The sequence below is a fragment of the Brachybacterium sp. P6-10-X1 genome, assembly GCF_001969445.1.
GTDB lineage: Bacteria > Actinomycetota > Actinomycetes > Actinomycetales > Dermabacteraceae > Brachybacterium.
The window spans coordinates 1,255,411-1,279,307 of the sequence record NZ_CP017297.1; the positions used below are offsets into that span (position 1 = coordinate 1,255,411).

Genomic DNA, 23,897 nt, shown 5'->3' on the forward strand with positions numbered 1-23,897 from the left:
AGGGGTCAGTCTCCTTCGATGCGCAGGACGGAATCGATGCTCAGCACCGTGGAGGTCGCGGAGAACACGTCCAGCGACGCGGTCATCGCCGACTCCAGCGCGCGGTGGGTGCTGATGCCGATATGGGCGAGGGCCCGCTCCCCCTCCCCCTCGGGCTTCTCGAGCAGCTCCTGGTGGATGGTCGAGATGGAGATCCCGTTGCCGGACAGGGTGCCGGCGATCTCGGCGAGCACGCCGGGGCGATCCTGCACGGTCAGAGAGACGTAGAAGGCATTGCGCAGGTCCTCCAGCGGGATCTGCTCCAGCTCGGCATAGCGGGACTCTCGGGGCCCCACCCCGCCGCGCACTCGCTGACGGGCGGCGGAGACCACGTCGCCGAGGATCGCGGAGGCGGTCGGGGCGCCTCCGGCCCCCTGCCCGTAGAACATCAGCGAGCCGGCGGCGTCGGCCTCGATGAACACAGCGTTGTAGGCCTCGGAGACCGAGGACAGCGGATGCTCCTCGGGCAGCAGCGCCGGGTAGACGCGGGCGGAGATCCGCTCCCCCGTCTCCTCCTCGACGCGCTCGACGATCGAGAGCAGCTTGATGGTCCGCCCCATGCGGCCGGCGGCGGCGATGTCCTGCGCCGAGACCTCGGTGATGCCCTCGCAGTGCACGTCCGAGAGCCGTACCCGCGAATGGAAGGCGAGGGAGGCCAGGATCGACGCCTTGGCGGCGGCGTCGTGACCCTGCACGTCCGCGGTGGGGTCCGCCTCGGCGTAGCCGAGCTCCTGCGCGGAGGCGAGCGCCTCGTCGAAGCTCGCGCCGGTGCGCGTCATGGCGTCGAGGATGTAGTTGGTCGTGCCGTTGACGATCCCCAGCACCCGCTGGATGCGATCGCCGGCGAGCGATTCGCGCACGGGCCGCACCAGGGGGATGGCGCCGGCGACCGCGGCCTCGAAGTACAGGTCCACGCCGTGGATGTCGGCGGCCTCGTACAGGGAGGCGCCGTCCTGCGCGAGCAGGGCCTTGTTGGCGGTGACGACGCTCGCGCCGTGCGCCATGGCCTCCAGCAGCAGGGTGCGGGCCGGCTCGATCCCGCCCATCACCTCGACGACGAGATCGGCGCTGCGCACCAGAGCGGAGGCGTCCTCGGTGAGCAGATCGGCCGGCACGTGCTCTCCGCGGTCCCGCGTCAGGTCGCGCACAGCGATACCCGTCACCGTCAGGCGCGCACCGATGCGGTGGGCGAGGTCCTCGCGCTGCTGGTCGATCAGGCGCAGCACCTCGGTGCCGACGGTGCCGGCGCCGAGGACGGCGACGCGCAGCGCCGGCGACTGCGCGGGCTCGGAGGAATCCGACGGCACGGGATGGCCGGGAGAGGTCTGTGACATGCGGCGGTGGTCCTTCCACACGGTCCGACGGGGTGGCCGGGGCGGGCCCTCGCACTGTATCCGAGGGGGCCCGCGACCTGTGACCGTCCATGAACGATTGCGACATCAGCGCACAGGGCTGAGCAGGGCTGAGCGGGGCGCTGCGAGATGGGCAGCGGCGAGATGGGCAGCGGCGAGATGGGGCGGCGGCGAGGCGGGGTGGTGGCGGGACCTCGACAGGGAATCTCGTGGGACCCCGGCCCTGGTCGCGTCAGCCCAGGTCCAGGCCCAACAGATCCTCCTCCGTCTCCCGACGGATCAGGGTGCGGATCTCCCCGTCGCGCACCGCGACCACGGGCGGCCGCGGCACGTGGTTGTAGTTGGACGCCAACGAGTAGCAGTAGGCCCCGGTGACGGGCACGGAGACCAGGTCCCCACGCTGGACGTCGGAAGGCAGGTACTCGTCCTTGACCACGATGTCGCCGCTCTCGCAGTGCTTGCCGACCACGCGCACGACCTCGGGGGCGGCGTCGGAGACCCGGCCGGTCAGCAGGCACGAGTAGTCCGCGTCGTACAGGGCGGTGCGCACGTTGTCGCTCATGCCGCCGTCGACGGAGACGTAGAGGCGGTGATGCGGCCCGCCCAGGCGTACGTCCTTGACGGTGCCGACGGAGTACAGGGTCTGGGTCGAGGGTCCGGCGATCGCGCGGCCGGGCTCGAAGGAGAGGTGCGGGACGTCGAGCTCGAGGTCGCGGCATTCCTTGGCCACGATGTCGGCGATACCCCGGGCGAGCTCGTCGGGGGACGAGGGGGTGTGCTGGGTGTTGTACATGACGCCGAAGCCGCCGCCGAGGTCGAGCTGGTCGATGGTGTGACCGAGCTCGGTCCTGATCTGGGCGACCAGGTCCAGCACGCGGCGGGCCGCGACCTCGAAGCCTCCCGTGTCGAAGATCTGCGAGCCGATGTGGGAGTGCAGGCCCACCAGGTCCAGCGATGGCGAGGCGAGCGTGCGGCGCACGGCCTCCAGGGCGCTGCCGCCGGTGAGGGAGAGCCCGAACTTCTGGTCCTCGTGCGCCGTGGCGATGAACTCGTGGGTGTGCGCCTCGACGCCGGTGGTCACCCGCAGCATGACCGCGGCCCGCAGATCCAGCTCGTCGGCGATCGTCGCGACCTGGTCGATCTCGTCGAGCGAGTCGATCACCACCCGGCCGACGCCTGCCTCGAGGGCGCGGCGGATCTCGGCGTCGGACTTGTTGTTGCCGTGCAGGGCGATCCGCTCGGGAGGGAACCCGGCCCGCAGCGCGACGGCCAGCTCTCCTCCGGTGCACACGTCCAGGCCCAGTCCGTCCTCGTCGACCCAGCGGGCGACCGCGCCGCACAGGAACGCCTTGCCCGCGTAGTACACGTCGGCCCCGGCGTAGGGACGGAGTGCCTCGGTGAAGGCATCGCGGAAGGAGCGGGCGCGGGCGCGGAAGTCCTCCTCGTCCAGCACGAAGGCGGGCGTGCCGACCTCCTCGGCGATCCGGTGGACGTCCACGCCGCCGACGGCGACCGCGCCGTCGGCGCCGCGGACCGTGGACTGCGACCACAGCCCGGGGATCAGCGCATTGACGTCGGCGGGGTACGGGAGCCAGGTCGGGGCGGCGTCGTTGCCGTGGAGGGCTCCGGCCTCATGGGCGCGCATGTCGTGCTCCTGGGGTGGGATGCGGTGGGAAGGGCTCGACGACGGGCCCGGGCGGGCGCGTCGACGCCCCCTGACTGTAGACGGCGCCACGGCAGGGTCACAGCGGCGTCCGGTCCGCGACCGCGGCGAGCTCCGGCCCGTGAGCGCCGATGGCGTCCCTCCCGAGCGGTCGGCCGCCGTCACCACAGGTCAGGGGCGCTGGTGGGAGGCTCCCGGGCCTGCTCGCACCCAGGTCGTGATCGATCGCACTTGGTAGTCTCGGAGCAGATCGGCACGGGAGCCGTACCGCGGGCCTGTCCGGCACGGGTGCCGCTCCCGTCCGCCGTCCGCCCGTCGTCAAGGAGTTCCCGTGCCCTCTTCCGCCTCCCGTCCCGTCGACGATCCCACCCGCCCCGGCCACGACCTCGTGGTGGTGGCGAACCGGCTGCCGGTGGACTCCCGCACGCTCCCCGACGGCGCGACCGAATGGGTCACCAGCCCCGGCGGGCTGGTGACCGCCATGGAGTCGGTGATGCACACCGTCGACTCCGGTGCCTGGGTCGGCTGGGCCGGCTCCCCCGGGCAGGAGCCCGATCCCTTCGACGCCGACGGGATGAGCCTGTACCCGGTCCGGCTCGATCAGGAGGACATCGAGCGCTACTACGAGGGCTTCTCCAACGCCACCCTGTGGCCTCTCTACCACGACGTCATCGTCGACCCGGAGTTCCACCGCGCCTGGTGGGACTCCTACGTGACGGCCAACCGCCGCTTCGCCCGCACCGCTGCGCCGGTCGCCAGCGAGGGCGGCACCATCTGGATCCACGACTACCAGCTGCAGCTGGTGCCGCGACTGATCCGCGAGCAGCGGGCCGACGTGCGCATCGGCTTCTTCAACCACATCCCCTTCCCCTCCGTGGAACTGTTCTCCCAGCTGCCCAAGCGCAATCAGATGCTGCGCGGGCTGCTGGGCGCCGATCTCATCGGCTTCCAGCGCGAGAGCGACACCCAGAACTTCCTGGCCGCGGTGCGCAAGCTGCTGGGATACCACGTCGACGGGCAGACCATCTCGGTGCCGGGCCTCGGTGCGGCTCCGGTGCGAGAGGTCGTCGCCCAGACCTTCCCGATCTCCATCGACTCCAGCAAGGTCTCTGCGCTGACCGAGGACGAGGAGGTGCGCCAACGGGCCGAGCAGCTGCGCCAGGACCTCGGCCATCCTCGGAAGATCGTGCTCGGGGTCGACCGGTTGGACTACACCAAGGGGATCCGCCACCGGCTCAAGGCCTGGGGCGAGCTGCTCGGGGACGGCTCGGTCGATCCCCACGAGACGGTGATGATCCAGGTCGCCACGCCCTCGCGGGAGCGGGTCGAGGCCTACCGGCAGCTGCGCGACGAGGTGGAGCTGACCGTCGGCCGCATCAACGGCGATCATGCCCCGATCGGCCGCCCGGCGGTCTCCTACCAGCATCGCTCCTTCGACCGCCGGGACATGACCGCTTTGTTCATGGCGGCCGATGTGGTGCTGGTGACCGCGCTGCGCGACGGGATGAACCTGGTCGCCAAGGAGTACGTGGCCTCCCGCCCCGACCTGCACGGAGTCCTGGTGCTCAGCGAGTTCGCCGGGGCGGCCGACGAGCTGCGGGCCGCCGTGATGGTCAATCCCCACGACATCGACGAGCTCAAGGCCGCGATCCTGCGGGCGATGGCGATGCCGGCCGAGGAGCAGGAGGAGGCGATGCGCTCGCTGCGCCACCAGGTGATGGAGAACGACGTGCAGGCCTGGGCCCACAGCTTCCTGCAGCGCCTGGAGCACTCCGGGGCCTCGGTGCGCGAGCCGAAGCCGATGGTGAGGCTGACCGGCGAGGACGCCACGGATCCTGCGGCGCTCGATACCGCGCTGGACGCGTTCTCGGCGACCCCGCGGATCCTCGTCGCCTCGGACTTCGACGGGGTGCTCGCCCCGATCGTCGCCGACCGCGACGCGGTCCACCCCGATCCCGCCGCCCTGGCCGCGCTGCGCGACCTCTCGGAGATGCCCGGGGTGGCGACCGCCCTCATCTCCGGACGCGCCCTCGGAGATCTGGACTCCCACGCCCGGATGCCCTCCTCGGTGGTGCTGGTGGGCTCGCACGGCGCGGAGGTGGGGGCGCTGCCGCCGTGGATGCAGGCCGAGGTGCTCGATTCGGCGGCGCTGTCGATGACCCCGGAGAAGGACGAGCTGCTCGCCTCGATCACCGAGAACCTGCGGCAGATCGCCCGGGCCCACCCCGGGGTCGAGGTCGAGACCAAGCCCTCGGCCGCGGTGCTGCACACCCGCAATGCCCGCGGGCGCGGCGGGCACAACGCGACCGAGTCGGCGCTCGAGTACGCGGTCACCCTGCCCGAGGTGACCGTGACCCCGGGCAAGGAGGTCGTGGAGTTCTCGGTCGTGCACACCTCCAAGGGCACAGCGATCGAGACCCTCGCCCGCGCCAGCGCGGCCGATGCCTGGCTCTACCTGGGAGATGACGTCACCGACGAGTCGGTCTTCGGCCGTCTCGGCGAGGCCGACGTGGGCGTGAAGGTCGGCGGCGGCGACACCGCGGCGAATCATCGCATCGCCGGCACCGAGAACGTGGCCGCCGTGCTGACGCGCCTGGCGGATCTGCGCCGGGAGGGCTGAGTCGGGAGAGCTGAGTCGGGAGGCGTCCCCGCCGCCCGCAGGAGCAGTCTTCCGACCCACCCCGCCTGAACGGCATAATCCCCGGTCAGTGGCAGTGATGGCCTCTGACCGGGGATTGTTTGCGTGCCCGCGACAGGATTCGAACCTACGACCTTCTGCTCCGGAGGCAGACGCTCTATCCACTGAGCTACGCGGGCCGACCTCGGAAGTCTAGCAACTCGATGCCCGTGCGGTGTGCACGGACGCCGCCGCACGGGCACGGTGTGAGCGGGGCCTCACTGCGGCAGGGGAAGCTGGGCACCGTGGAGCACCGCCGAGGGATCGGCCGCGATGCGCAGTCCGCTGGGCGAGGCGCCGGAGCGCACCAGCAGATCGCCGACGGCGGCGATCATCGCGCCGTTGTCCGTGCACAGGCGTGGCGGCGGGATCCGCAGCGTGATGCCGGCGGCGTCGCAGCGCTCCTGGGCGACCGCGCGCAGGCGAGCGTTGGCTGCGACCCCTCCGACGATCACCAGGGTGTCCAGGGAGCGTTCGCGCACGGCCCGCAGCGCCTTGGTCACCAGCACATCGACCACGGCCTGCTCGAAGGAGGCGGCGATGTCCGCCACCGGCACCGGCTCCCCGGCGCGCTCGAGCTTCTCGACGGTGCGGGCGACGGCCGTCTTCAGCCCGGAGAAGGAGAAGGTGAAGGGGGCATCCTTCGGGCGCAGCAGCGCCCGCGGGAAGGCGAATGCCTGCGGGTCGCCGTCCACGGCAGCCCGTGAGATCGCGGGCCCTCCGGGGTACCCGAGTCCGAGCAGGCGGGAGACCTTGTCGAAGGCTTCGCCCGCGGCGTCGTCGAGCGTGTCGCCGAGGTGTTCGATGGGGTCGCGCACCAGGTCGCCGATCGCGAGGATCGAGGTGTGCCCGCCGGAGACGATCAGCACCACGGAGCGCTCGGGCAGCGGGCCGTGCTCGAGGGTGTCGGCGGCGGCGTGCCCGGCGAGGTGGTGGACGCCGTACAGCGGCACATCCAGTGCCCAGGCCACGGACTTCGCGGCGGCGAGGCCGACGTGGACGGCGGTGGCCAGCCCTGGGCCCGAGGTGGCGGCGACATGGGTGATGTCCCGGGTCTCGATCCCGGCGTCGGCCAGGGCGATCCGCAGGGTGGGCACGGCGGCCTCGACGTGGGCCCGGGCGGCGATCTCGGGGACCACTCCCCCGAACTCTGCATGCTGGGAGGCGCTGGAAGCCAGCCCCTGGCCGAGCAGGGTCCCCTCGGAGACGATGCCGAAGCCGGTCTCGTCGCAGGAGGACTCGACCCCGAGGACGACCGGTGACCCGGAGCTGGTCACCGCAGGATCGACATCGGGTTGGAGTAGTTGCCGCCCTCGTCCATCTTCGCGAAGTGGAGGTGGCAGCCGGTGGACCGGCCGGTGGAGCCGACGTATCCGATGGTGTCGCCCTGGGCGACGGTCGCGCCGACCGAGGTGTTGAAGCCCTGCAGGTGGTAGTAGCCGGTGATGACGCCGTTGCCGTGGTCGATCTTCACCCGGTTGCCGGAGGCGCTGGTGTTCTCGACGGCGACGACGGTGCCGCCCTTGGCGGCCTTGACCGGGGTGCCGCACGAGGCGCCGAAGTCGACGCCGTTGTGGCCCTTGAAGTACCCGAGGACGGGGTGAACGCGCCCGCCGAACCCGGAGGTGATCGGGGCGTTGACGGGCTTGATGTAGCCGCCGCTGCTGGCGGGCGTGGAGTCGCCGGAGGCGGACTGCGTGGAATCGGCGGGCTCGGGCTCGGGCACCTCGACCTCCATGGCGAGGTCCTCGGCCGCCTTCTCCTCCTCGGCCGCAGCCTTCTCGTCCTCGGCCGCATCCTTCTCACCGGAGGAAGAGGTCCGCTCCTCGGAGCGGGTGGCACCCTCGTCGGTCTCGCGGGTCTCGGCGGCCTGCGTGACGCTCGCGGAGGCTCCCGCCTCGGGCAGGGCGACGGGGGCGGCGGAGAGTTCGGCGCTCTGCGCGGCGGCATCGCTCTGCGGCGCCTGTGCGGCGGTGACGTCGCCGGGGGCGGCGGCCTCGTCGATCCCGGCCGCCGCGGCGGCCAGCGGTGCGGCGATGGTGGCGGTCGCGAGGGCTCCCAGCACACCGACCTTCACGGCGCTGGCGGGGAGGGCCCCGTGGCGATGCGAGCCCGGGTTGGCCCGGAGCGTGCGCACCGTGGCGCGTCCGTCGGCGCGATGATTCGCCACGTGATCGACCTGCTTCCGCTTCGACTGCGTTTCCGTACTGTCCATGAGCCGCGACGCCGGACAGGGGGGAAGGACGCGTCGCCGAACAACCTGGAACAATCTACGGGCGGGCCCCGGCAGAGGACCAGCAGGTCACTCGGGCCATTGCCAAGTTTTTGCCAAGACGGCTCTAAGTGTGGTCCGTTCTTGACGAGCGATTCCACGGCGAGCCCGCTGCGAGTGCGCCGGACCACGTGCGCGCAGGTCCGATGGGGTCGCGGTCACGTCTCGGGCACGCCCGCCGGGCACGTCGCCCGTGGGCTCTCGCGGGCGCTCGAGCCCGCCGCCCACCGGGGACGTCCAGCGATCTCCGCCGCGATGATCACCGGGGATGCAGGCGCTGCGGTCTACAGTGGCGCCATGTCGACCCCGGACCAGGCAGCTTCAGCCCCGCCCGTGCGCGTGGTGGTGATCGAGGACGAGCCGACGATCACCCGCGCCATCGCCGACCGGCTCACCGCAGAGGGCTGGGAGGTCACCACCGCCCTCGACGGACCTTCGGGCGTGCGCACCGTCGCCGAGGTGCGTCCGGACGTCGTCGTCCTCGACGTCATGCTGCCCGGCTTCGACGGGCTCGAGGTGTGCCGCCGGATCCAGGCCGACGAGCCGGTGCCCGTCCTCATGCTCACCGCGCGCGACGACGAGACGGACATGCTGGTCGGCCTGGGCGTCGGCGCGGACGACTATATGACCAAGCCCTTCTCCATGCGCGAGCTCGCCGCCCGCCTCAAGGCGCTGCTGCGGCGTGTGCGCCGGGCCGGGCCACCCGCCGCCACCGAGACCGAGCAGAACGTCGCGATGGAGTTCGGGGACCTGGTGATCGACCGGGCCGGCCGACGCGTGATGCGGGCCGGGGTGCCCGCCCATCTGACGCCGACCGAGTTCGACCTGCTGCTGTGCCTGGCGAACGCTCCCGGCACCGTGCTGACCCGCGAGCAGCTGCTCGCGGACGTCTGGGACTGGATCGACGCCACCGGCACCCGCACGGTCGACTCCCACGTCAAGGCGCTGCGCCGCAAGCTCGGGGCGGACCTCGTGCGCACCGTCCACGGAGTCGGGTACGCCCTGGAGATCCCCGACGAGGACGCCTCGACGGGCGAGACCGGCCCGGACGACCAGGAGGGTCGGGACGCCCCGGTGGACATCTCGTCGATGCCCACGCCGAATCAGCCCACCACCGACTCGTGAGCTCACCGCCCCCGACCCCGGAGCTGCCGCCGGCCCCGCACACCGCCCGCCGTCGCGTCCCCGACCGCCTGGACGTGCGTCCCCTGGACAGCTTCCGCTCCTTCAAGGTCAAGCTCGGGATCCTGGTCGGCGTCGTGGTCTCGGTCGCCGCGCTCCTGACCCAGGTGAGCATCAGGGCAGGGGTGCAGCCGTGGCTGGCGATCCCGCTGGTGGTGGTGATCGCCCTGGTCTTCACCCAGCTGCTGGCGCGCGGGATGACCTCGCCGCTGCGGGAGATGACCGGAGCCGCCCAAGCCATGGCCCGCGGGGACTACACCCAGCGGATCCGGGCCACCAGCCGCGACGAGGTCGGCCAGCTGGCCGCCGCCTTCTCCACCATGGCCTCTGAGCTCGAGCAGACCGACGAGATGCGTCGGGATTTGGTCGCGAACGTCTCCCACGAGCTGCGCACCCCCGTCGCGGGACTGCGGGCGCAACTGGAGAACCTGGTCGACGGGGTGACGGATCCGGACCCGGCGGCGCTGGAGGTGGCTCTGGCGGAGACCGAGCGCCTCTCCCTGCTGGTGAACCATCTGCTGGATCTGTCCCGGCTGGACGCGGGCGTGGTCGAGCTCGACCTCGAGGTCATCGAGATGACCCCGTTCCTCCACGAGGTGGTCGACGCGGCGACTCTCGCCGCCGGGGGGCGCGACGTGCGGTGGATCGTCGACGTCGATCCTGCCGACCTTGCGGTCACCGCCGACGCGGCGCGGATCCATCAGGTGATCCACAACCTGCTGGAGAACGCCGCCCGGCATTCGCCGGCCGGGGGGCGGATCCACGTCCGCGCCGCTCGCACCGCCCACGGCGACGGAGTATGGATCGACGTGCACGACGAGGGGCCGGGCATCGCCCGTGAAGATCGCTCCCGCGTGTTCGAGCGCTTCCAGCGCGGGGGCTACGCGGACAGCTCCGGGGGAACCGGCCTGGGGCTGGCGATCGCCCGCTGGGCGGTGGGCCTGCACGGCGGGACCATCGAAGTGCTCGACGACCCGCGCTCCGAACTGGCGCGCGAGGGCCGCTCCTCACTGATCCGGGTCGTCCTGCCGGACGCCGCGACCTCGACGTGATGTCCCGCACCACCGTGCCGACAATCACTGTCGCAGTCGCCGTCCGCCGCGTTCTCGCCGGTCCGCTCCGTTAGGCTGAGGTCATCCGTACCACTCGACCGTGAGAAGGCTGGCGATCTCAGAGTGTCACAGCAGACACAGGGCTCCGGGACCTCGGAGTTCGGCCCCAACCAATGGCTCGTGGACGCTCTCCGCGAGCAGTGGCTTGAGGAACCCTCGAGCGTCGACCCCAGCTGGGCGGAGTACTTCTCCTCCCACGCCGAGGTGACGCCCGCGGCTCCCGCTGCCCAGGAGCCCGCGCAGGGCGCCTCCCCGACGTCGTCGGAGCAGTCGGAGGATCCCCCGCAGAAGGCCTCTGAGCAGCGCTCCCACGACCAGGGCGAGTCTGCGGCCCCGGCCTCCGGCGCCGCGGACCCCGCCCCGAAGGAGGCGGACCCCGCCCCGAAGAGCACCGCGGGTCCCTCCTCGAAGAACACCGCCCCCTCCGCGGCGTCCACTCCTCAGGCCGCCTCTCCCGCGGCATCCTCTCAGCGCACGAAGGAATCCGCTCCTGTGAACGACGAGTCCACGAAGGCCGAATCGACCAAGCCCTCCGTGTCGACCACCTCGGACCGACCGGCCAAGATCCCCACGATCACCTCGCAGATCCCGGCGGTCGAGCTCAGCGAGCCGGAGCCCGTCAAGCTCCGCGGTCCGGCGGCGGCCGTGGTGCGGAACATGGACGAGTCGCTGCACGTTCCCACCGCCACCTCGGTGCGCGATGTGCCCGTGAAGCTGCTGTTCGACAACCGCGTCGTCATCAACAACCACCTCAAGCGCAATCGCGCCGGCAAGGTCTCCTTCACCCACCTGATCGGCTGGGCGATGATCGAGGCGATCGGTGAGGTCACCGATATGAACAACGGCTTCGACGTCGATGAGAAGGGCAAGCCGCTCCTGCTGAAGCGCGAGGACATCAACTTCGGCCTCGCCATCGACATGCCGCGGCCCGACGGCTCGCGGGGCCTGGTGGTGCCCAGCATCAAGGGCGCCCAGCGCTTCGACTTCCTCGGTTTCTGGCGCGCCTACGAGGAGGTCGTCAAGAAGGCCCGCAACGGCAAGCTGACGATGGACGACTTCTCCGGCACCACCGTGTCGCTGACCAACCCCGGCGGCATCGGGACGGTCCACTCCATCCCGCGCCTGATGCAGGGACAGGGCACCATCGTCGGCGTCGGCGCCATGGACTACCCCGCACAGTTCCAGGGGGCCAGCCCCGCGACGCTCGCGGACCTGGCCGTCTCGAAGGTCATGACGCTGACCTCGACCTATGACCACCGGATCATCCAGGGTGCCGCCTCGGGCGAGTTCCTCAAGGCGATCGGTGACAAGCTCCTGGGCAAGGACGGCTTCTACGACCGCGTCTTCGCCGCACTGCGGCTGCCGTACCAGCCGATCCGCTGGGTGCCGGACAACCCCTTCAAGGATTCCAAGTCCGAGCGCCTCGCCCGGGTGATGGACCTCATCCATTCCTACCGCGTGCGCGGGCACCTGATGGCGGACACCGATCCGCTGCAGTACCGAGTGCGCACCCATCCCGACCTCGACGTCGAGACCTACGGCCTGACGCTGTGGGACCTCGACCGCATCTTCCCCACCCGCGGTCTGGGCGGCAAGGACGAGATGACGCTGCGCGACATCCTCGGGGTGCTGCGCGACGCCTACTGCCGCACCATCGGTGTGGAGTACATGCACATCTCCGATCCCGAGGAGCGCGCCTGGCTCCAGGATCAGATGGAGACCCCGCGTCGGCCCTTCGACAAGGCCGAGCACACCCACATCATGGATCGGCTCAACGCCGCCGAGGCGTTCGAGACGTTCCTGCAGACCAAGTTCGTGGGCCAGAAGCGCTTCTCCCTCGAGGGCGGCGAGTCGGTCATCCCGATGCTCGACACGGTGCTCCACGGCGCCGCGCACGACGGGGTCGACGAGGTCTGCATCGCCATGTCCCACCGCGGCCGGCTGAACGTGCTCTCGAACCTGGCGGGCAAGAGCTACGCCCAGATCTTCCAGGAGTTCGAGGGCAACTACGGGTCCAACCTCGGCTCCGGCGACGTGAAGTACCACCTGGGCACCGAGGGGCAGTTCACCTCTCACGACGGGGAGTCCACCAGGGTCTACCTCGCCGCGAACCCCTCGCACCTGGAGGCGGTCAATCCCGTCCTCGAAGGCATCACCCGCGCCAAGCAGGACCGTCTCGAGCGCCCCGAGGAGTTCCCGGTGCTGCCGGTGCTCGTCCACGGCGACGCGGCGTTCGCGGGCCAGGGCGTGGTCACCGAGACGCTGAACCTCTCGGAGCTGCGCGGCTACCGCACCGGCGGCACCGTCCACGTGGTCATCAACAACCAGATCGGCTTCACCACCCTGCCGGACTCCTCGCGCTCGTCGTTCTACTCGACCGACGTCGCCAAGTCGACGCAGCTGCCGATCTTCCACGTCAACGGGGACGACCCCGAGGCCTGCGTGCGGGTAGCCGAGATCGCCTTCCGCTACCGTCAGAAGTTCCACCGCGACGTGGTGATCGACATGCAGTGCTACCGCCGCCGCGGCCACAACGAGGGCGACGATCCGTGGATGACGCAGCCGCAGATGTACCGGCTGATCGAGAACCTGCCCAGCACCCGCAAGCAGTACATGGAGACGCTCATCCAGCGCGGCGACCTCACCGAGGACGAGGCCGAGGCGCTGGTGCGCAACTTCCAGGAGCACCTGGACGAGGCCTTCGCCGCCACCCGCACCGACGCCTCCGACGCGGACCCGGACGCGAGCGTGCAGGGTCTCGAGCTGCCGGCCTCGCAGCGCCCGCCGGCCGATCGTCGTGCCGGGACGGACACCGCCGTCGGCGCCGGGGTGCTCGAGCGCATCGGCGAGGCGCACGGCGCGGTCCCGAGCTCCTTCACGGTCCACCCGAAGCTCGCCGGCGTCCTCAAGCGGCGCCAGCAGATGTCGACCGAGGGCAAGGTGGACTGGGCCTACGGCGAGCTGCTGGCCTTCGGGTCGCTGCTGATGGAAGGCCGCCGCGTGCGTCTTTCCGGCCAGGACACGCGGCGCGGCACCTTCGTGCAACGTCACAGCGTGCTGATCGACCACGAGAACGGCGACACCTGGACCCCGCTGTCGTACCTGTCCGAGGACCAGGCGCGATTCAACGTCTACGACTCCTCGCTCTCGGAGTTCGCGGCGCTGGGCTTCGAGTACGGCTACTCGGTGGAGAACCCCGAGTCGCTGGTGCTGTGGGAGGCGCAGTTCGGCGACTTCGTCAACGGCGCGCAGACCATCATCGACGAGTTCATCTCCGCCTCCGAGCAGAAGTGGGGCCAGAACTCCTCCGTGGTGCTCCTGCTCCCCCATGGGTACGAGGGCCAGGGGCCGGACCACTCCTCCGCCCGCATCGAACGCTTCCTGCAGCTGTGCGCGGAAGAGAACATGCGGGTGGCGGCGCCGTCCACCCCGGCCAGCTACTTCCATCTGCTGCGCAAGCAGGCGCTGACCGAGCCGAAGAAGCCGCTGATCGTCTTCACCCCGAAGTCGATGCTGCGCAACAAGGCTGCGGTCAGCCCGGTCGAGGACTTCACCGAGGGCACCTTCGAGCCGGTCATCACGGATACCACCGTGGACCCCGCGAAGGTCACGAGCGTGGTGCTGGCCTCCGGCAAGGTCTATTGGGACCTGCTCGCCCGCCGCAAGGAGCTCGAGGCCGAGCACGTCGCCATCCTGCGTCTGGAGCAGCTGTACCCGCTGCCCACCGCCGAGCTCACGGCAGCGCTGGAGTCCTACCCGGACGCCACCCTCACCTGGGTCCAGGAGGAGCCGCAGAACCAGGGAGCCTGGGGCTTCATGGCCCTGAACTTCGCGGTCGAGGTCGGGCGCACGCTGAAGGTCGTGGCCCGTCCGGCGTCGGCCTCCCCGGCGACCGGTTCGAACGCCACCCACAAGGCCGAGCAGGAGGACCTGCTCACCCGCGCCTTCGAGTCCTGATCGGCCGAGGAGGGCCGCGGGTTCGCCCCGGCCCCCCCCCGCCGCTACAGTTGACGTCCCCGTCCCCGCCCAGGAGGTCCCGGTGCAGCCTGCGTCCACCACGTCCGCTTCGGATCCGGCACCCCGGATCCGGATCATCGCGCTCGGCGACGAGCTCCTCGCCGGGATCGGTGATGCTCGGGCGCTGGGATGGCTCGGACGAGCCGTCGCCAGCGAGCAGGGGGCGGCCAGCCGGGTCGACCTCTTCCCCTCGGCCCTGCCCGGGGAGACGTCCGCCTCGCTCGCCGAGCGCTGGGACGCGGAGGTGGAGAGCCGTATGGATCGCACCGCCCAGGCCGACGGCAGCGTCGACCACCGGGTGGTGCTGGCCATGGGTCGGGCCGACGTCGCCGCCGGGAACTCCCTGGCCCGCTCCCGCCTCAACCTCGCCAAGGTGCTCGACGGTCTGGAGCGGCAGCGCATCCCGGCCTTCGTCGTCGGGCCCCCGCCGAGCCGGGACCCGGAGCTCACCCCGGCCGTCCGGGAGCTGTCCGGAGCGTTCGAGGACGTCTGCTCCCGTCGGCGGATCCCCTATGTCGACACCGTCGACGGGCTGATCGGCCACGAGCAGTGGGAGTCCGACCTGTCCCGCTCCCCCGGCGATCACCCGGGCCAGACCGGCTACGGCCTGATGGCCTGGCTGGTGCTGCACGGCGGCTTCGGCAGCTGGCTGGGCACCTCGTCCTGAGCCCGGCGCCGCCCCGTGGACGGCGTGACCTCCACCTCAGCAGGTCACGGGAGACCCGGGCGGCGGGATCGTGGACTCCGCCTGTGGCACAATCATCTGGTCATCCGGGCGAAGGAAGGAGATCGCGATGAGCAAGCGAGGACGCAAGCGCAAGGCGCGTCGCAAGAACAACGCGAATCACGGCAAGCGCCCCAACAGCTGACCGTGACGTCGCCGGCGGCGACATGACTGAGGGCCCCTCCCGCGCGGGAGGGGCCCTCAGCCATGTCCGGACCCTGTGGCGGCGAGGTGCCGGCTCCCGGGGCCCTCAGGCGCCCGGGATCTCCCGCCGCGTGCTGCGGGAGGAGATGCGCACGCTGGTGGATCCGTCGGCGTCGGTGGTGCGGGTGACGGAGACGCTGCGGTACTGCACCGCGATGCGCTCGCGCAGGCCCGACGGGGCCTGGTCGGCGCAGCTGCGGCGCACCAGTTCCTTGATGCGGCGCACCCGCTCCCACTCCTCGGCGCATTCCGGGCAGTCCGCGGTGTGTCGCTGCATCCGCTCCACGGTCTCCGGCGGCAGCTCGCCGTCGAGCGCCTCCTCGAGGCCGTAGCGCGGATCGCGCTCGGGGGTCTGTTCCTGGCTCATCGTTCCTCCTCCCGGTCCGTCGATCGGGTCTCATGCGGGGCGTCATCGGCGGCGTCGGAGCCCTCGGCGGCGGTGGCCGCGGGATCCGCGCGCAGGAAGCCGCTGCGGTAGGCGTAGTCGGAGAGCATCTCGCGCAGCTGGCGGCGCCCTCGGTGCAGGCGGGACATCACGGTGCCGATAGGGGTGTCCATGATCTCCGCGATCTCCTTGTAGGCGAAGCCCTCCACGTCCGCGAGGTACACCGCCATCCGGTAGTCCTCGCGCAGCTCGCCCAGCGCGTCCTTGACCGCGGAGTCCGGCAGATGGTCCAGCGCCTCGGTCTCCGCCGAGCGCAGGCCGCTGCTGGTGTGCGAGCCGACCTCCGCCAGCTGCCAGTCCTCGACCGTGTCGGTCCAGGCCTCCTTGGGCCGACGCTGCTTCTTGCGGTACGTGGTGATGAAGGCATTGGTCATGATCCGGTACAGCCAGGCGCGCATGTTCGTGCCGGGCGTGAAGCGGCCCCGGGCCCGGAAGGCCTTCATGAAGGTCTCCTGGACCAGGTCCTCCGCATCATGCGGATTGCGGGTCATGCGGAGCGCGCCGCCGTAGAGGGAGTCCAGGTGGGACAGGGCCTCGGTCTCGAAGTCGAAGTCCTCGGCACCGGGGCTGCCCTGGTCCGGGAGGCCCGCATCGGGGCTCGGGGCGGAATCTGTCTGCGTCATCGCGCTCCAACCTACGCCAGGCACGCCGCCGACGGGGCGCGCGAGCGTCGCTGTGGTCATCCGTCCTCCGTCCGTGCTCTCCGAAACTCTCTGAACCGATCTGTCGGTCCGCCCCCGCCGACGGCACCGTCCGCGATCGTTCACGGCGGGCCGACCGGGACCGGATCCGTCCCGTGCAACGTCCAGGGCGGTCTCGTTGTTCCCTGCGCGGTAGTCTGGACGCCGGTGATCTGCTGCAGACGGCAGCACCGCAGATTCGCACCCGTTCAGAACGTGAGGACACCATGGCCCTGGTCCGACGCATCGCCCGTCCCCTGCTCGCCGCCCCCTTCGTCGTCGAAGGCGTGCGCACCGCTCTGCGCCCCGAGCGCGAGATCGATGTCTACCCCCAGGCGTTCGAGGCGGCCGATTCCAACCTCGCGAAGTCCTCCGCGCCCGGGTTCCTCGACGCGCGCACCATCGTCCGCGCCTCGGGGGTCGTCGCCGCCGGCGTCGGCGTGCTCTACGCGGCGAACCGGTGCCCCCGGGCCGCGGCGGTCGCCCTGTTGGCGACCACGTCCGTCGGCTGGGCGGGCCGCAAGAAGGTCTGGGAGCTGCGCGGCGAGGAGCGCACCCAGGAGATCCTGGCCATCCTCACCGACGCCGGGCTGCTCGGCGGATTGCTGCTGGCCGTGGTCGATCACGACGGCAAGCCCTCGCTCGGCTACCAGGTGAACCAGTTCGTCGAGCGCAGCCAGAAGAAGGCCGCCGCCAAGCAGCGCGAGCTGGAGAAGAAGGCCGACAAGGTCGAGAAGAAGGCCAAGGGCGCCGTCGGCACCGCGCAGAAGCAGCTCGCCGCGAAGGCAGGTTGACGCCCGGTGGTCTCCGAGGTGCTGTGGACCGCGCCGGTCGCCGACGGGCCCGTCGACGCCCTGGTGCGGATCCCGGGGTCGAAATCCCTGACCGCTCGGTGGATGCTCCTGGCCGCCGCCGCGGACGAGCCCTCCGAGCTCCGAGGAGCGCTGGTCTCCCGCGACACGCGGCTGATGCGGGACGCGCTCGAGCGCCTCGGCGCCACCTTGGAGGTGCGCGAGGACTCGTTGCACGTCACGCCCCTCCCCCCTCCGACGGAGCACCCGTCGGAGCCGGTCGAGATCCACACCGGCCTGGCCGGCACCGTGATGCGCTTCGTGCCGTTGCTCGCGGCCCTGCATCACGGTGACGTGCGCTTCACCGGCGACGAGGCCGCTCTCGTCCGCCCCATGGGACCGGTCATCGAGGTGCTGCGCAACCAGGGCGTGGAGGTCACCGAGCACGGGGAGGCGGGCCATCTCCCGCTGACCGTGCACGGGACGGGACACCTCCGGGGCGGCCGGGTCGAGGTCGACGCCTCCGCCTCCAGCCAGTTCGTCTCCAACGCGCTGCTGGTGGCCGCCCGCGGCGATACCGACCTCGAGCTCGTGCACACCGGCACGGTCCTGCCCTCGCTGCCGCACATCGACATGACGTTGGCGACGCTGCGGCAGGTGGGCATCGACGGCGCGCATCATGTCGACGCCGACGGCCACCACAGCTGGACCGTGCCCCGCGGACCGATCTCCGCGGTGGCCATGGTCATCGAACCGGATCTGTCCAATGCGGGACCCTTCCTGGCCGCCGCGATGGCCACCGGCGGCACCATCGCCGTGGACGACTGGCCCGAGGAGACCACCCAGCCGGGGGACGCCTATCGGGAGCTGCTGAGCCGCATGGGCGGCGAGGTCTGGCGCGAGGAGGGCACGCTGTGCGTGCGCGGGACCGGCGAGCTGCACGGGATCGACGCCGACCTCTCGGCCGTCGGTGAGCTGACTCCCACGATCGCGGCGCTCGCGACGCTGGCCGATTCCCCCTCCCGCCTGCGCGGTGTGGGACATCTGCGCGGACACGAGACCGACCGGCTGAAGGCGCTCGCCACGGAGCTGACCAAGGTCGGGGCCCGCACCCTGGAGCACGAGGACGGCCTGGAGATCCATCCCGGCCCGCTGCTCGGCGGGGTGTTCGAGACCTACGAGGACCACCGCCTGGCCACGGCCGCGGCAGTGATCGGGCTGCGGGTGCCGGATCTGCGCGTGGTCAACATCGCCACCACGCAGAAGACCTTGCCGGATTTCGTGGGGATGTGGCTGTCGATGCTGCACACCGAACCACCGGAGGGCGGCCAGGCGTGAGACGGTCCGCCCGCGACTACGACGAGTCCGACGTCCGCGTCCGGCCCAGCCGTCGCGGGTCCCGGCCGCGGACCAAGGACCGCCCCCGCCACGAGGACGCCATCACCGCGCGCGTGGTCTCGGTCGATCGCGGGCGCTGGCACACCGTGGTCGACGCCGGCACGGACGAGGAGCGCACGGTCATCGCGATGCGCGCCCGGGAGCTGGGGCGCTCCCCCGTCGTCCCCGGCGACCTGGTGGGGCTGGTGGGTGACACCTCCGGGCGCGACGGCTCGCTCGCACGCATCGTGCGGATCCGCGAGCGCAGCTCGTTCCTGCGCCGCAGCGCCGATGACGACGACGCCACCGAACGTCCGCTCGTGGCCAACGTCGACCTGATGGTGATGGTCACGGCGGTCGCGGACCCGGAACCGCGCGGCGGCATGATCGACCGCTGCCTCGTGGCCGCCTACGTCGCCGGTGTCGACACCCTGTTGGTGCTGACCAAGGCCGATCTCCGCTCCCCCGAGGAATTCCTGCGCACCTATGCCCCGCTGGGTCTCGAGCACGTCGTCACCGCCGTGGAGGGCGGCACTGCGGCGGAGCGCGGCGGGGGCGTGGCCGACAGCGGTGGCGCAGGCACGGGGATCCGAGGGCTCGAGGAGCTGCGGCGACGCCTGGCGGGACACGTCAGCGTCCTGGTGGGGCACTCCGGCGTGGGCAAGTCCACGCTGCTGAACGCCCTGGTGCCGGGTACGGACCGCGCCACCGGCGTGGTCAACGACGTCACCGGCCGCGGCCGGCACACCTCCTCCTCGGCCCTGGCGATGCAGTTGCCGCAGGACGACGGCTGGGTCATCGACACCCCCGGGGTGCGGTCCTTCGGCCTGGGCCACGTCGACCCCGAGGAGCTGCTGGAGGCCTTCACGGACCTCGCCGCCCTGGCCGAGTCCTGCCCGCGGGGCTGCACCCATCTGGAGACCGCCCCGGACTGCGCCCTGGACGACCTCGTGGACGCTGGGGACGCCGGCAGCGCGGGCCCCGTGCGCCTGGCGTCCTACCGTCGCCTCGCCGTCACGCTGCGACGGAACGATCCCTGGGAGCTGTGAGCGGGGCCCGCGTCGCTGCCCGTCCACGTCGCCGGATCACTCTAGGGTGGGCCCATGTCCAGTCGTTATGCCGATGATCTGCGCTTGGCCCATGTGCTCGCCGATGCCGTGGACCAGCTGACCATGTCCCGCTTCAAGGCGCAGGACCTCGAGGTCTCCACCAAACCCGATCTCACCGAGGTCACCGACGCCGACACGGCCGCCGAGCAGCTCGTGCGCTCGCAGCTGGCCCGGTCCCGCTCGCGGGACCAGGTGATCGGCGAGGAGTTCGGGTCCACCGGCGCCTCCCCCCGCCAGTGGGTGATCGACCCGATCGACGGCACCAGCAACTTCGTCCGCGGCGTGCCGGTGTGGGGCACTCTCATCGGTCTGATCGAGGACGGCCGTCCCGTCGTCGGCCTGGTCTCGGCCCCTTCGCTCTCGCGGCGCTGGTGGGGCGGCGAGGGCGTCGGCTCGTGGACGGGCTCCCGCATCAACAGCGCCTCCCGTCTCGCGGTCTCCCAGGTCCAGGAACTGGATCAGGCCTCCCTGTCCTACTCCTCCCTGCACGGCTGGGCGGATCACGACCGCCTCCCCCAGATGCTGAACCTCATGCAGCGCTTCTGGCGCACCCGGGCATACGGCGACTTCTGGTCCTACATGCTGGTGGCCGAGGGGGCCGTGGACGCGGCCTGCGAGCCCGAGCTGGCGCTGCACGACATGGTCGCGCTGGTCCCCATCGTCACCGAGGCCGGGGGCCGCTTCACTTCCCTGGGCGGCGAGGACGGACCCTTCGGCGGCAGCGCGGTGGCCACCAACGGGCATCTGCACGAGGAGATCCTCGAGGCGCTCGCCCCGCGGGAGTTCTGAACGACGCCACCGAACGCGCGGGGCGGCGCACGCCGTCGGGGCCGGGCGCCGCGGACCCTGGATCAGGTCGTGCCTCCAGATCGGTAGACTCGAGGCATCGCAATCCCCGACCTGTGAAGGAAATCGCCTCCTCATGACCGTCAAGCGCGTCGCCCTGCTCACTGCGGGCGGCTATGCCCCCTGCCTGTCCTCCGCCGTCGGCGGACTCATCGAGCGGTACACCGAGCTGGTGCCCGATGTCGAGATCATCGCGTACAAGCACGGCTACTGGGGCCTGCTCTCGGGCGAGAAGATCGTCGTCGACGACGAGGTGCGCGCCAAGGCCGGGGTGCTGCACGACTACGGCGGCTCCCCCATCGGCAACTCGCGGGTGAAGCTGACCAACACGGCGGACCTGGTCCAGCGCGGCCTGATCGCCGAGGGCCAGAACGCCCTCCAGGTCGCCGCCGACAAGCTCATCGCCGATGGTGTCGACGTCCTGCACACCATCGGCGGGGACGACACCAACACCACGGCGGCGGATCTGGCGGAGTACGTCCACGAGAACGACTACGACCTGCAGGTCGTCGGCCTGCCGAAGACGATCGACAACGACATCGTGCCGATCCGCCAGTCCCTCGGGGCGCAGAGCGCGGCGGAGCAGACCAGCATCTTCGCGCAGAACATCATCGCCGAGCACGGTTCGAACCCGCGCATGCTGATCATCCACGAGATCATGGGGCGCGCCTGCGGCTACCTCACCGCGCAGGCGGCCGAGTACTACCAGCAGTGGCACGCCCAGCAGGAATGGCTGCCCGGGATCGGCCACACCCCGGAGCGCTGGGACGTCCACGCCGTGTTCCTGCCGGAGCTGGCCCTGGACATCGACGCGGAGGCCGAGCGGCTGAAGACGGTCATGGACGAGGTGGGCTGCGTGAACATCTTCCTGTCCGAGGGCGCCGGCATCCCGGAGATCGTCGCCGAGATGCAGGCCCGCGGCGAGGAGCCGGAGAAGGACCCCTTCGGTCACGTCAAGATCGACACGATCAACCCCGGCAAGTGGTTCGCCGACCAGTTCTCCGCCAAGCTCGGCGCCGAGAAGTCCATGGTCCAGAAGTCCGGCTACTTCGCGCGCTCCGCGAAGGCCAATGCCCAGGACCTGCGCCTGATCAAGTCGATGACCGACCTCGCCGTGCAGGTCGCCCTCGAGGGCGGCTCGGGCGTCATCGGGCACGACGAGGGCCATGCCGACGTGCTGCGCGCCATCGAGTTCGAGCGCATCGCCGGTCACAAGGCCTTCGACGTCTCCCAGCCCTGGTTCCACGAGGTCATGGACCGCACCGGCCAGAAGATCGTGCCCGCCGAGGCCCACTGATCAATCGCCGTCCGCCCCGCGACCCGCCCTGCCGATGACCACCGCACGTCGGCCCCGGGTGCGGACCTGGCGCCGCTCGCTGCGCGTGCTGTCCTCCCCCGGGCCCGCCGCGGCCGGGTGGCGGCTGGACACCGGGCCCTTGGCGCCGCCGCGTCCGCTACGGCCTCGGCAGGGCCAGGTCGGGGACTGCTGGCTGGTCGCCCCGATGCTCGCCATCCATGAAACCGCTCCCCGGCATCTCCCGGGCCTCGTGACGGCCGAGGACGACGGCACCGTCACGGTGCGCCTGCCCGCCGTGGACGAGCCGATCCGGGTGGACCGGCAGATGCCCGTGTCCGGCTCCGGCTCCTCCGTGGGAGCTCGCCGGGACGGGGCGAATCCCGGATGGGTCGGGGTGCTCGAGAAGGCGATCGCCGCCCATGTCGCCGGCGGCTACGGCTTCCTGCAGCGCGGCGTCGCCCGCTTCGGCCTCGAGCTGCTGCTGGGACTGCGCGTGCGCACCCTGCTGCGGCTCCCCTCCGCCGCGCAGATCGTCACCTGGCGCCGGGAGGGCCGGGCGATCACGGCCTCCACGCACCCGCTCAGCAGTCGGCTGCCCACCGCGCACGGCCCGTTGCCCCGGTCCCATGTCTACGCGGTGGTCGGTGCAGACGCGGTCAGCGGGCATGTGCAGCTGCGCGATCCCACCCGGCCCGGACGGGTGCTGGTGGTCGACGCGCGCACGTTCCATCGCGGGTTCCTGTCCGTGGACGTGACTCCGCCCCTGCGCTGACGCCGCGGTCGGTGCCGCAGGCTGCCGCGGTGCCTCAGCGACCGTTCCGGTCCACCCCGGCGAAGGTCGCCAGCCACTCGTCGGCGATCAGGCGGTGCCCGGCGATGGTCGGGTGCACGCCGTCCCCGGCGATCGACGGCGGAGTGTGCCCCACGGTCCAGGACCGCTGGAGCACCTCCTCGAGATCGACCACCGGATGCTGGAACTCCCGGGCGAGGCCCCGGATGATGCGGACCTTCTCGTCGAGGTCCTCGTGGAGGCGGGCGATCTCCTCGCTGACGTCGACGGCGAACGGGAGCACCATGAGCACCGGGGCGGCCGGTCTGGTGGCGGAGAGCTGGTCGAGCAGGAAGCGGTACCCCTCCTCGAAGGCCTGCGGGCTCACCCGCTGGTCCTCGCCCTGCGTGAAGCGGTGCCAGGCGTCGTTGACCCCGACGTAGATCGTCACCACCTGCGGGTCGTGCTCGAGGCAGTCCGGCGTGAAGCGGGCGCCGAGATCCGCGACCTTGTTCCCGCTGACCCCCCGGTTGACGACCCGGGCGGTGGGCTCGTGGGCGGCGAAGTGCTCCGCGAGCAGACGCACGTAGCCGTAGCCCAGACCGTCGGGGTCCTCGGTGCGCGAGCAGTCGGTGATGGAGTCGCCGATGAACAGCAGCGTGCGGGGCGCGGGGAGGGCGGGCGTCGTCATACGGCAATCCTGCCAGAGCACGGAGGCACGGATGCGGCGACGTCGGCGCTCTCCGCGTCCTCATCGAGCCGAGGCACGCTCCCCGCTGTCCTCGCCGGCCCGCGCCGTCGCCACATCGGCCACATGTGCGGCCCGCGACGGCGCGCCCGTCCGAGGACATGTCGAGCCTGCCGTGGTCTGCGGCGTGGGCGACCAGGATCGAGAACTGAGCACGCATCCTCCCCTGCCGCGTCCGAGGAGCGGCGGCGAGCCATGTCGCCGCCTCCCGGTGCAGGAACGCGGTGGCGATGTCCTCCGCCGACGCGTTCTCGGCCCTCACGGGGCTGTCCCGATGTCGCCGCAGCCCTGGCACCTGCTGCTCACGCCGGTCATCTCCGACAGAGCAGAAAAAGGGACCCCTGATCAGCATTCCTGCTGATCAGGGGTCCTATCTCGTAGCGGGGGCAGGATTTGAACCTACGACCTCCGGGTTATGAGCCCGGCGAGCTACCGAACTGCTCCACCCCGCGGCGACATGCACTACTTTACGGCTCCGCCCCGGCCTCGTCCAACCGAGGGGGCCCGAACGTGCGCCACGCCACGTTCACATGCCATTCACCTGGGGCGACGTGCCAAGAGCGCGCCTTGCGAGACCGGAACGGCAGCACGCC

Annotated in this window: 19 protein-coding genes and 2 tRNA genes; 12 read left to right on the forward strand and 9 right to left on the reverse strand. The window is 71.3% G+C overall.

Annotation, left to right across the window (positions count from 1 at the left end):
* Positions 1 to 5: 5 nt before the first annotated feature.
* Together BH708_RS05740 and lysA are read right to left on the reverse strand one after the other, a co-directional pair.
* Positions 6 to 1,373, reverse strand: a complete 1,368-nt coding sequence (locus BH708_RS05740; RefSeq protein WP_076807312.1) for a homoserine dehydrogenase — start codon at positions 1,371 to 1,373, stop codon at positions 6 to 8.
* A 250-nt stretch (positions 1,374 to 1,623) separates the two neighbouring features.
* A complete protein-coding gene (lysA, locus tag BH708_RS05745) occupies positions 1,624 to 3,036 on the reverse strand; it encodes a diaminopimelate decarboxylase (protein ID WP_076807314.1) in 1,413 nt (470 codons plus the stop codon).
* Positions 3,037 to 3,385: 349 nt separating this feature from the next.
* Between lysA and BH708_RS05750 the strand changes: the two genes are divergently transcribed.
* Entirely contained in the window at positions 3,386 to 5,674 is a 2,289-nt protein-coding gene (locus BH708_RS05750; protein ID WP_076807315.1) for a bifunctional alpha,alpha-trehalose-phosphate synthase (UDP-forming)/trehalose-phosphatase, read from the forward strand.
* A 124-nt stretch (positions 5,675 to 5,798) separates the two neighbouring features.
* Here the strand turns inward: BH708_RS05750 and BH708_RS05755 are convergent.
* The 3 genes from BH708_RS05755 to BH708_RS05765 all read right to left on the reverse strand — a co-directional run bounded on the left by BH708_RS05755 (position 5,799) and on the right by BH708_RS05765 (position 7,901).
* Positions 5,799 to 5,871: transfer RNA gene (locus tag BH708_RS05755), tRNA-Arg, on the reverse strand.
* A 78-nt stretch (positions 5,872 to 5,949) separates the two neighbouring features.
* Complete coding sequence (gene tsaD, locus BH708_RS05760; protein ID WP_076807317.1) at positions 5,950 to 7,008, reverse strand: tRNA (adenosine(37)-N6)-threonylcarbamoyltransferase complex transferase subunit TsaD; 1,059 nt, start codon at positions 7,006 to 7,008, stop codon at positions 5,950 to 5,952.
* Positions 7,005 to 7,901 (reverse strand): M23 family metallopeptidase, encoded by an 897-nt coding sequence (locus tag BH708_RS05765; RefSeq protein ID WP_253705485.1) that lies wholly within the window; start codon positions 7,899 to 7,901, stop codon positions 7,005 to 7,007. Before BH708_RS05765 ends, tsaD begins: the two co-directional genes overlap by 4 nt.
* A gap of 399 nt (positions 7,902 to 8,300) precedes the next feature.
* On the opposite strand from BH708_RS05765, the gene BH708_RS05770 reads away from it, so the two are divergent.
* From BH708_RS05770 to BH708_RS20600, 5 genes are all read left to right on the forward strand, one after another.
* Positions 8,301 to 9,128 (forward strand): response regulator transcription factor, encoded by an 828-nt coding sequence (locus BH708_RS05770; RefSeq protein ID WP_076810861.1) that lies wholly within the window; start codon positions 8,301 to 8,303, stop codon positions 9,126 to 9,128.
* Positions 9,125 to 10,237: a cell wall metabolism sensor histidine kinase WalK gene (locus tag BH708_RS05775; protein ID WP_253705486.1), complete on the forward strand. Its 1,113-nt coding sequence runs from the start codon at positions 9,125 to 9,127 to the stop codon at positions 10,235 to 10,237. Before BH708_RS05770 ends, BH708_RS05775 begins: the two co-directional genes overlap by 4 nt.
* Positions 10,238 to 10,360: 123 nt before the next feature.
* Positions 10,361 to 14,254, forward strand: a complete 3,894-nt coding sequence (locus BH708_RS05780) for a multifunctional oxoglutarate decarboxylase/oxoglutarate dehydrogenase thiamine pyrophosphate-binding subunit/dihydrolipoyllysine-residue succinyltransferase subunit (RefSeq protein ID WP_076807319.1) — start codon at positions 10,361 to 10,363, stop codon at positions 14,252 to 14,254.
* Between the two features lie 82 nt (positions 14,255 to 14,336).
* Positions 14,337 to 14,981 carry a GDSL-type esterase/lipase family protein gene (locus BH708_RS05785; RefSeq protein ID WP_076807320.1) on the forward strand — a complete coding sequence of 215 codons (645 nt, stop codon included), beginning with the start codon at positions 14,337 to 14,339 and terminating at the stop codon, positions 14,979 to 14,981.
* 127 nt (positions 14,982 to 15,108) lie between these two features.
* Complete coding sequence (locus tag BH708_RS20600) at positions 15,109 to 15,183, forward strand: 50S ribosomal protein bL37 (protein WP_371330008.1); 75 nt, start codon at positions 15,109 to 15,111, stop codon at positions 15,181 to 15,183.
* Between the two features lie 105 nt (positions 15,184 to 15,288).
* Here BH708_RS20600 and rsrA read toward each other — a convergent pair whose 3' ends face one another.
* Both rsrA and BH708_RS05795 read right to left on the reverse strand, forming a co-directional pair.
* Positions 15,289 to 15,609 (reverse strand): mycothiol system anti-sigma-R factor, encoded by a 321-nt coding sequence (gene rsrA, locus BH708_RS05790; RefSeq protein ID WP_076807322.1) that lies wholly within the window; start codon positions 15,607 to 15,609, stop codon positions 15,289 to 15,291.
* On the reverse strand, positions 15,606 to 16,310 hold the full coding sequence (locus tag BH708_RS05795; RefSeq protein ID WP_076807324.1) for a sigma-70 family RNA polymerase sigma factor: 705 nt from the start codon (positions 16,308 to 16,310) through the stop codon (positions 15,606 to 15,608). The genes rsrA and BH708_RS05795 overlap by 4 nt, the downstream gene beginning before the upstream one ends.
* Before the next feature lie 284 nt (positions 16,311 to 16,594).
* Here BH708_RS05795 and BH708_RS05800 point away from each other — a divergent pair, with 284 nt between their 5' ends.
* The 6 genes from BH708_RS05800 to BH708_RS05825 all read left to right on the forward strand — a co-directional run bounded on the left by BH708_RS05800 (position 16,595) and on the right by BH708_RS05825 (position 22,559).
* On the forward strand, positions 16,595 to 17,161 hold the full coding sequence (locus BH708_RS05800) for a DoxX family membrane protein (protein ID WP_076807325.1): 567 nt from the start codon (positions 16,595 to 16,597) through the stop codon (positions 17,159 to 17,161).
* A gap of 6 nt (positions 17,162 to 17,167) precedes the next feature.
* Complete coding sequence (gene aroA / locus BH708_RS05805; RefSeq protein ID WP_076807327.1) at positions 17,168 to 18,496, forward strand: 3-phosphoshikimate 1-carboxyvinyltransferase; 1,329 nt, start codon at positions 17,168 to 17,170, stop codon at positions 18,494 to 18,496.
* The gene (locus BH708_RS05810; RefSeq protein ID WP_076807328.1) at positions 18,493 to 19,584 is read left to right on the forward strand and encodes a ribosome small subunit-dependent GTPase A; all 1,092 of its coding nucleotides are present in this window, start codon (positions 18,493 to 18,495) and stop codon (positions 19,582 to 19,584) included. Before aroA ends, BH708_RS05810 begins: the two co-directional genes overlap by 4 nt.
* A 54-nt stretch (positions 19,585 to 19,638) precedes the next feature.
* The gene (locus BH708_RS05815) at positions 19,639 to 20,433 is read left to right on the forward strand and encodes an inositol monophosphatase family protein (protein WP_076807330.1); all 795 of its coding nucleotides are present in this window, start codon (positions 19,639 to 19,641) and stop codon (positions 20,431 to 20,433) included.
* A 133-nt stretch (positions 20,434 to 20,566) separates the two neighbouring features.
* Positions 20,567 to 21,787: a pyrophosphate--fructose-6-phosphate 1-phosphotransferase gene (locus BH708_RS05820; protein WP_076807332.1), complete on the forward strand. Its 1,221-nt coding sequence runs from the start codon at positions 20,567 to 20,569 to the stop codon at positions 21,785 to 21,787.
* 34 nt (positions 21,788 to 21,821) lie between these two features.
* The gene (locus tag BH708_RS05825; protein ID WP_076807334.1) at positions 21,822 to 22,559 is read left to right on the forward strand and encodes a C2 family cysteine protease; all 738 of its coding nucleotides are present in this window, start codon (positions 21,822 to 21,824) and stop codon (positions 22,557 to 22,559) included.
* A 34-nt stretch (positions 22,560 to 22,593) separates the two neighbouring features.
* On the opposite strand, the gene BH708_RS05830 is transcribed toward BH708_RS05825, so the two are convergent.
* Both BH708_RS05830 and BH708_RS05835 read right to left on the reverse strand, forming a co-directional pair.
* Positions 22,594 to 23,247, reverse strand: a complete 654-nt coding sequence (locus BH708_RS05830) for a GDSL-type esterase/lipase family protein (protein WP_076807336.1) — start codon at positions 23,245 to 23,247, stop codon at positions 22,594 to 22,596.
* A gap of 435 nt (positions 23,248 to 23,682) precedes the next feature.
* Positions 23,683 to 23,756 (reverse strand) — tRNA-Met (locus BH708_RS05835).
* Positions 23,757 to 23,897: the final 141 nt, after the last annotated feature.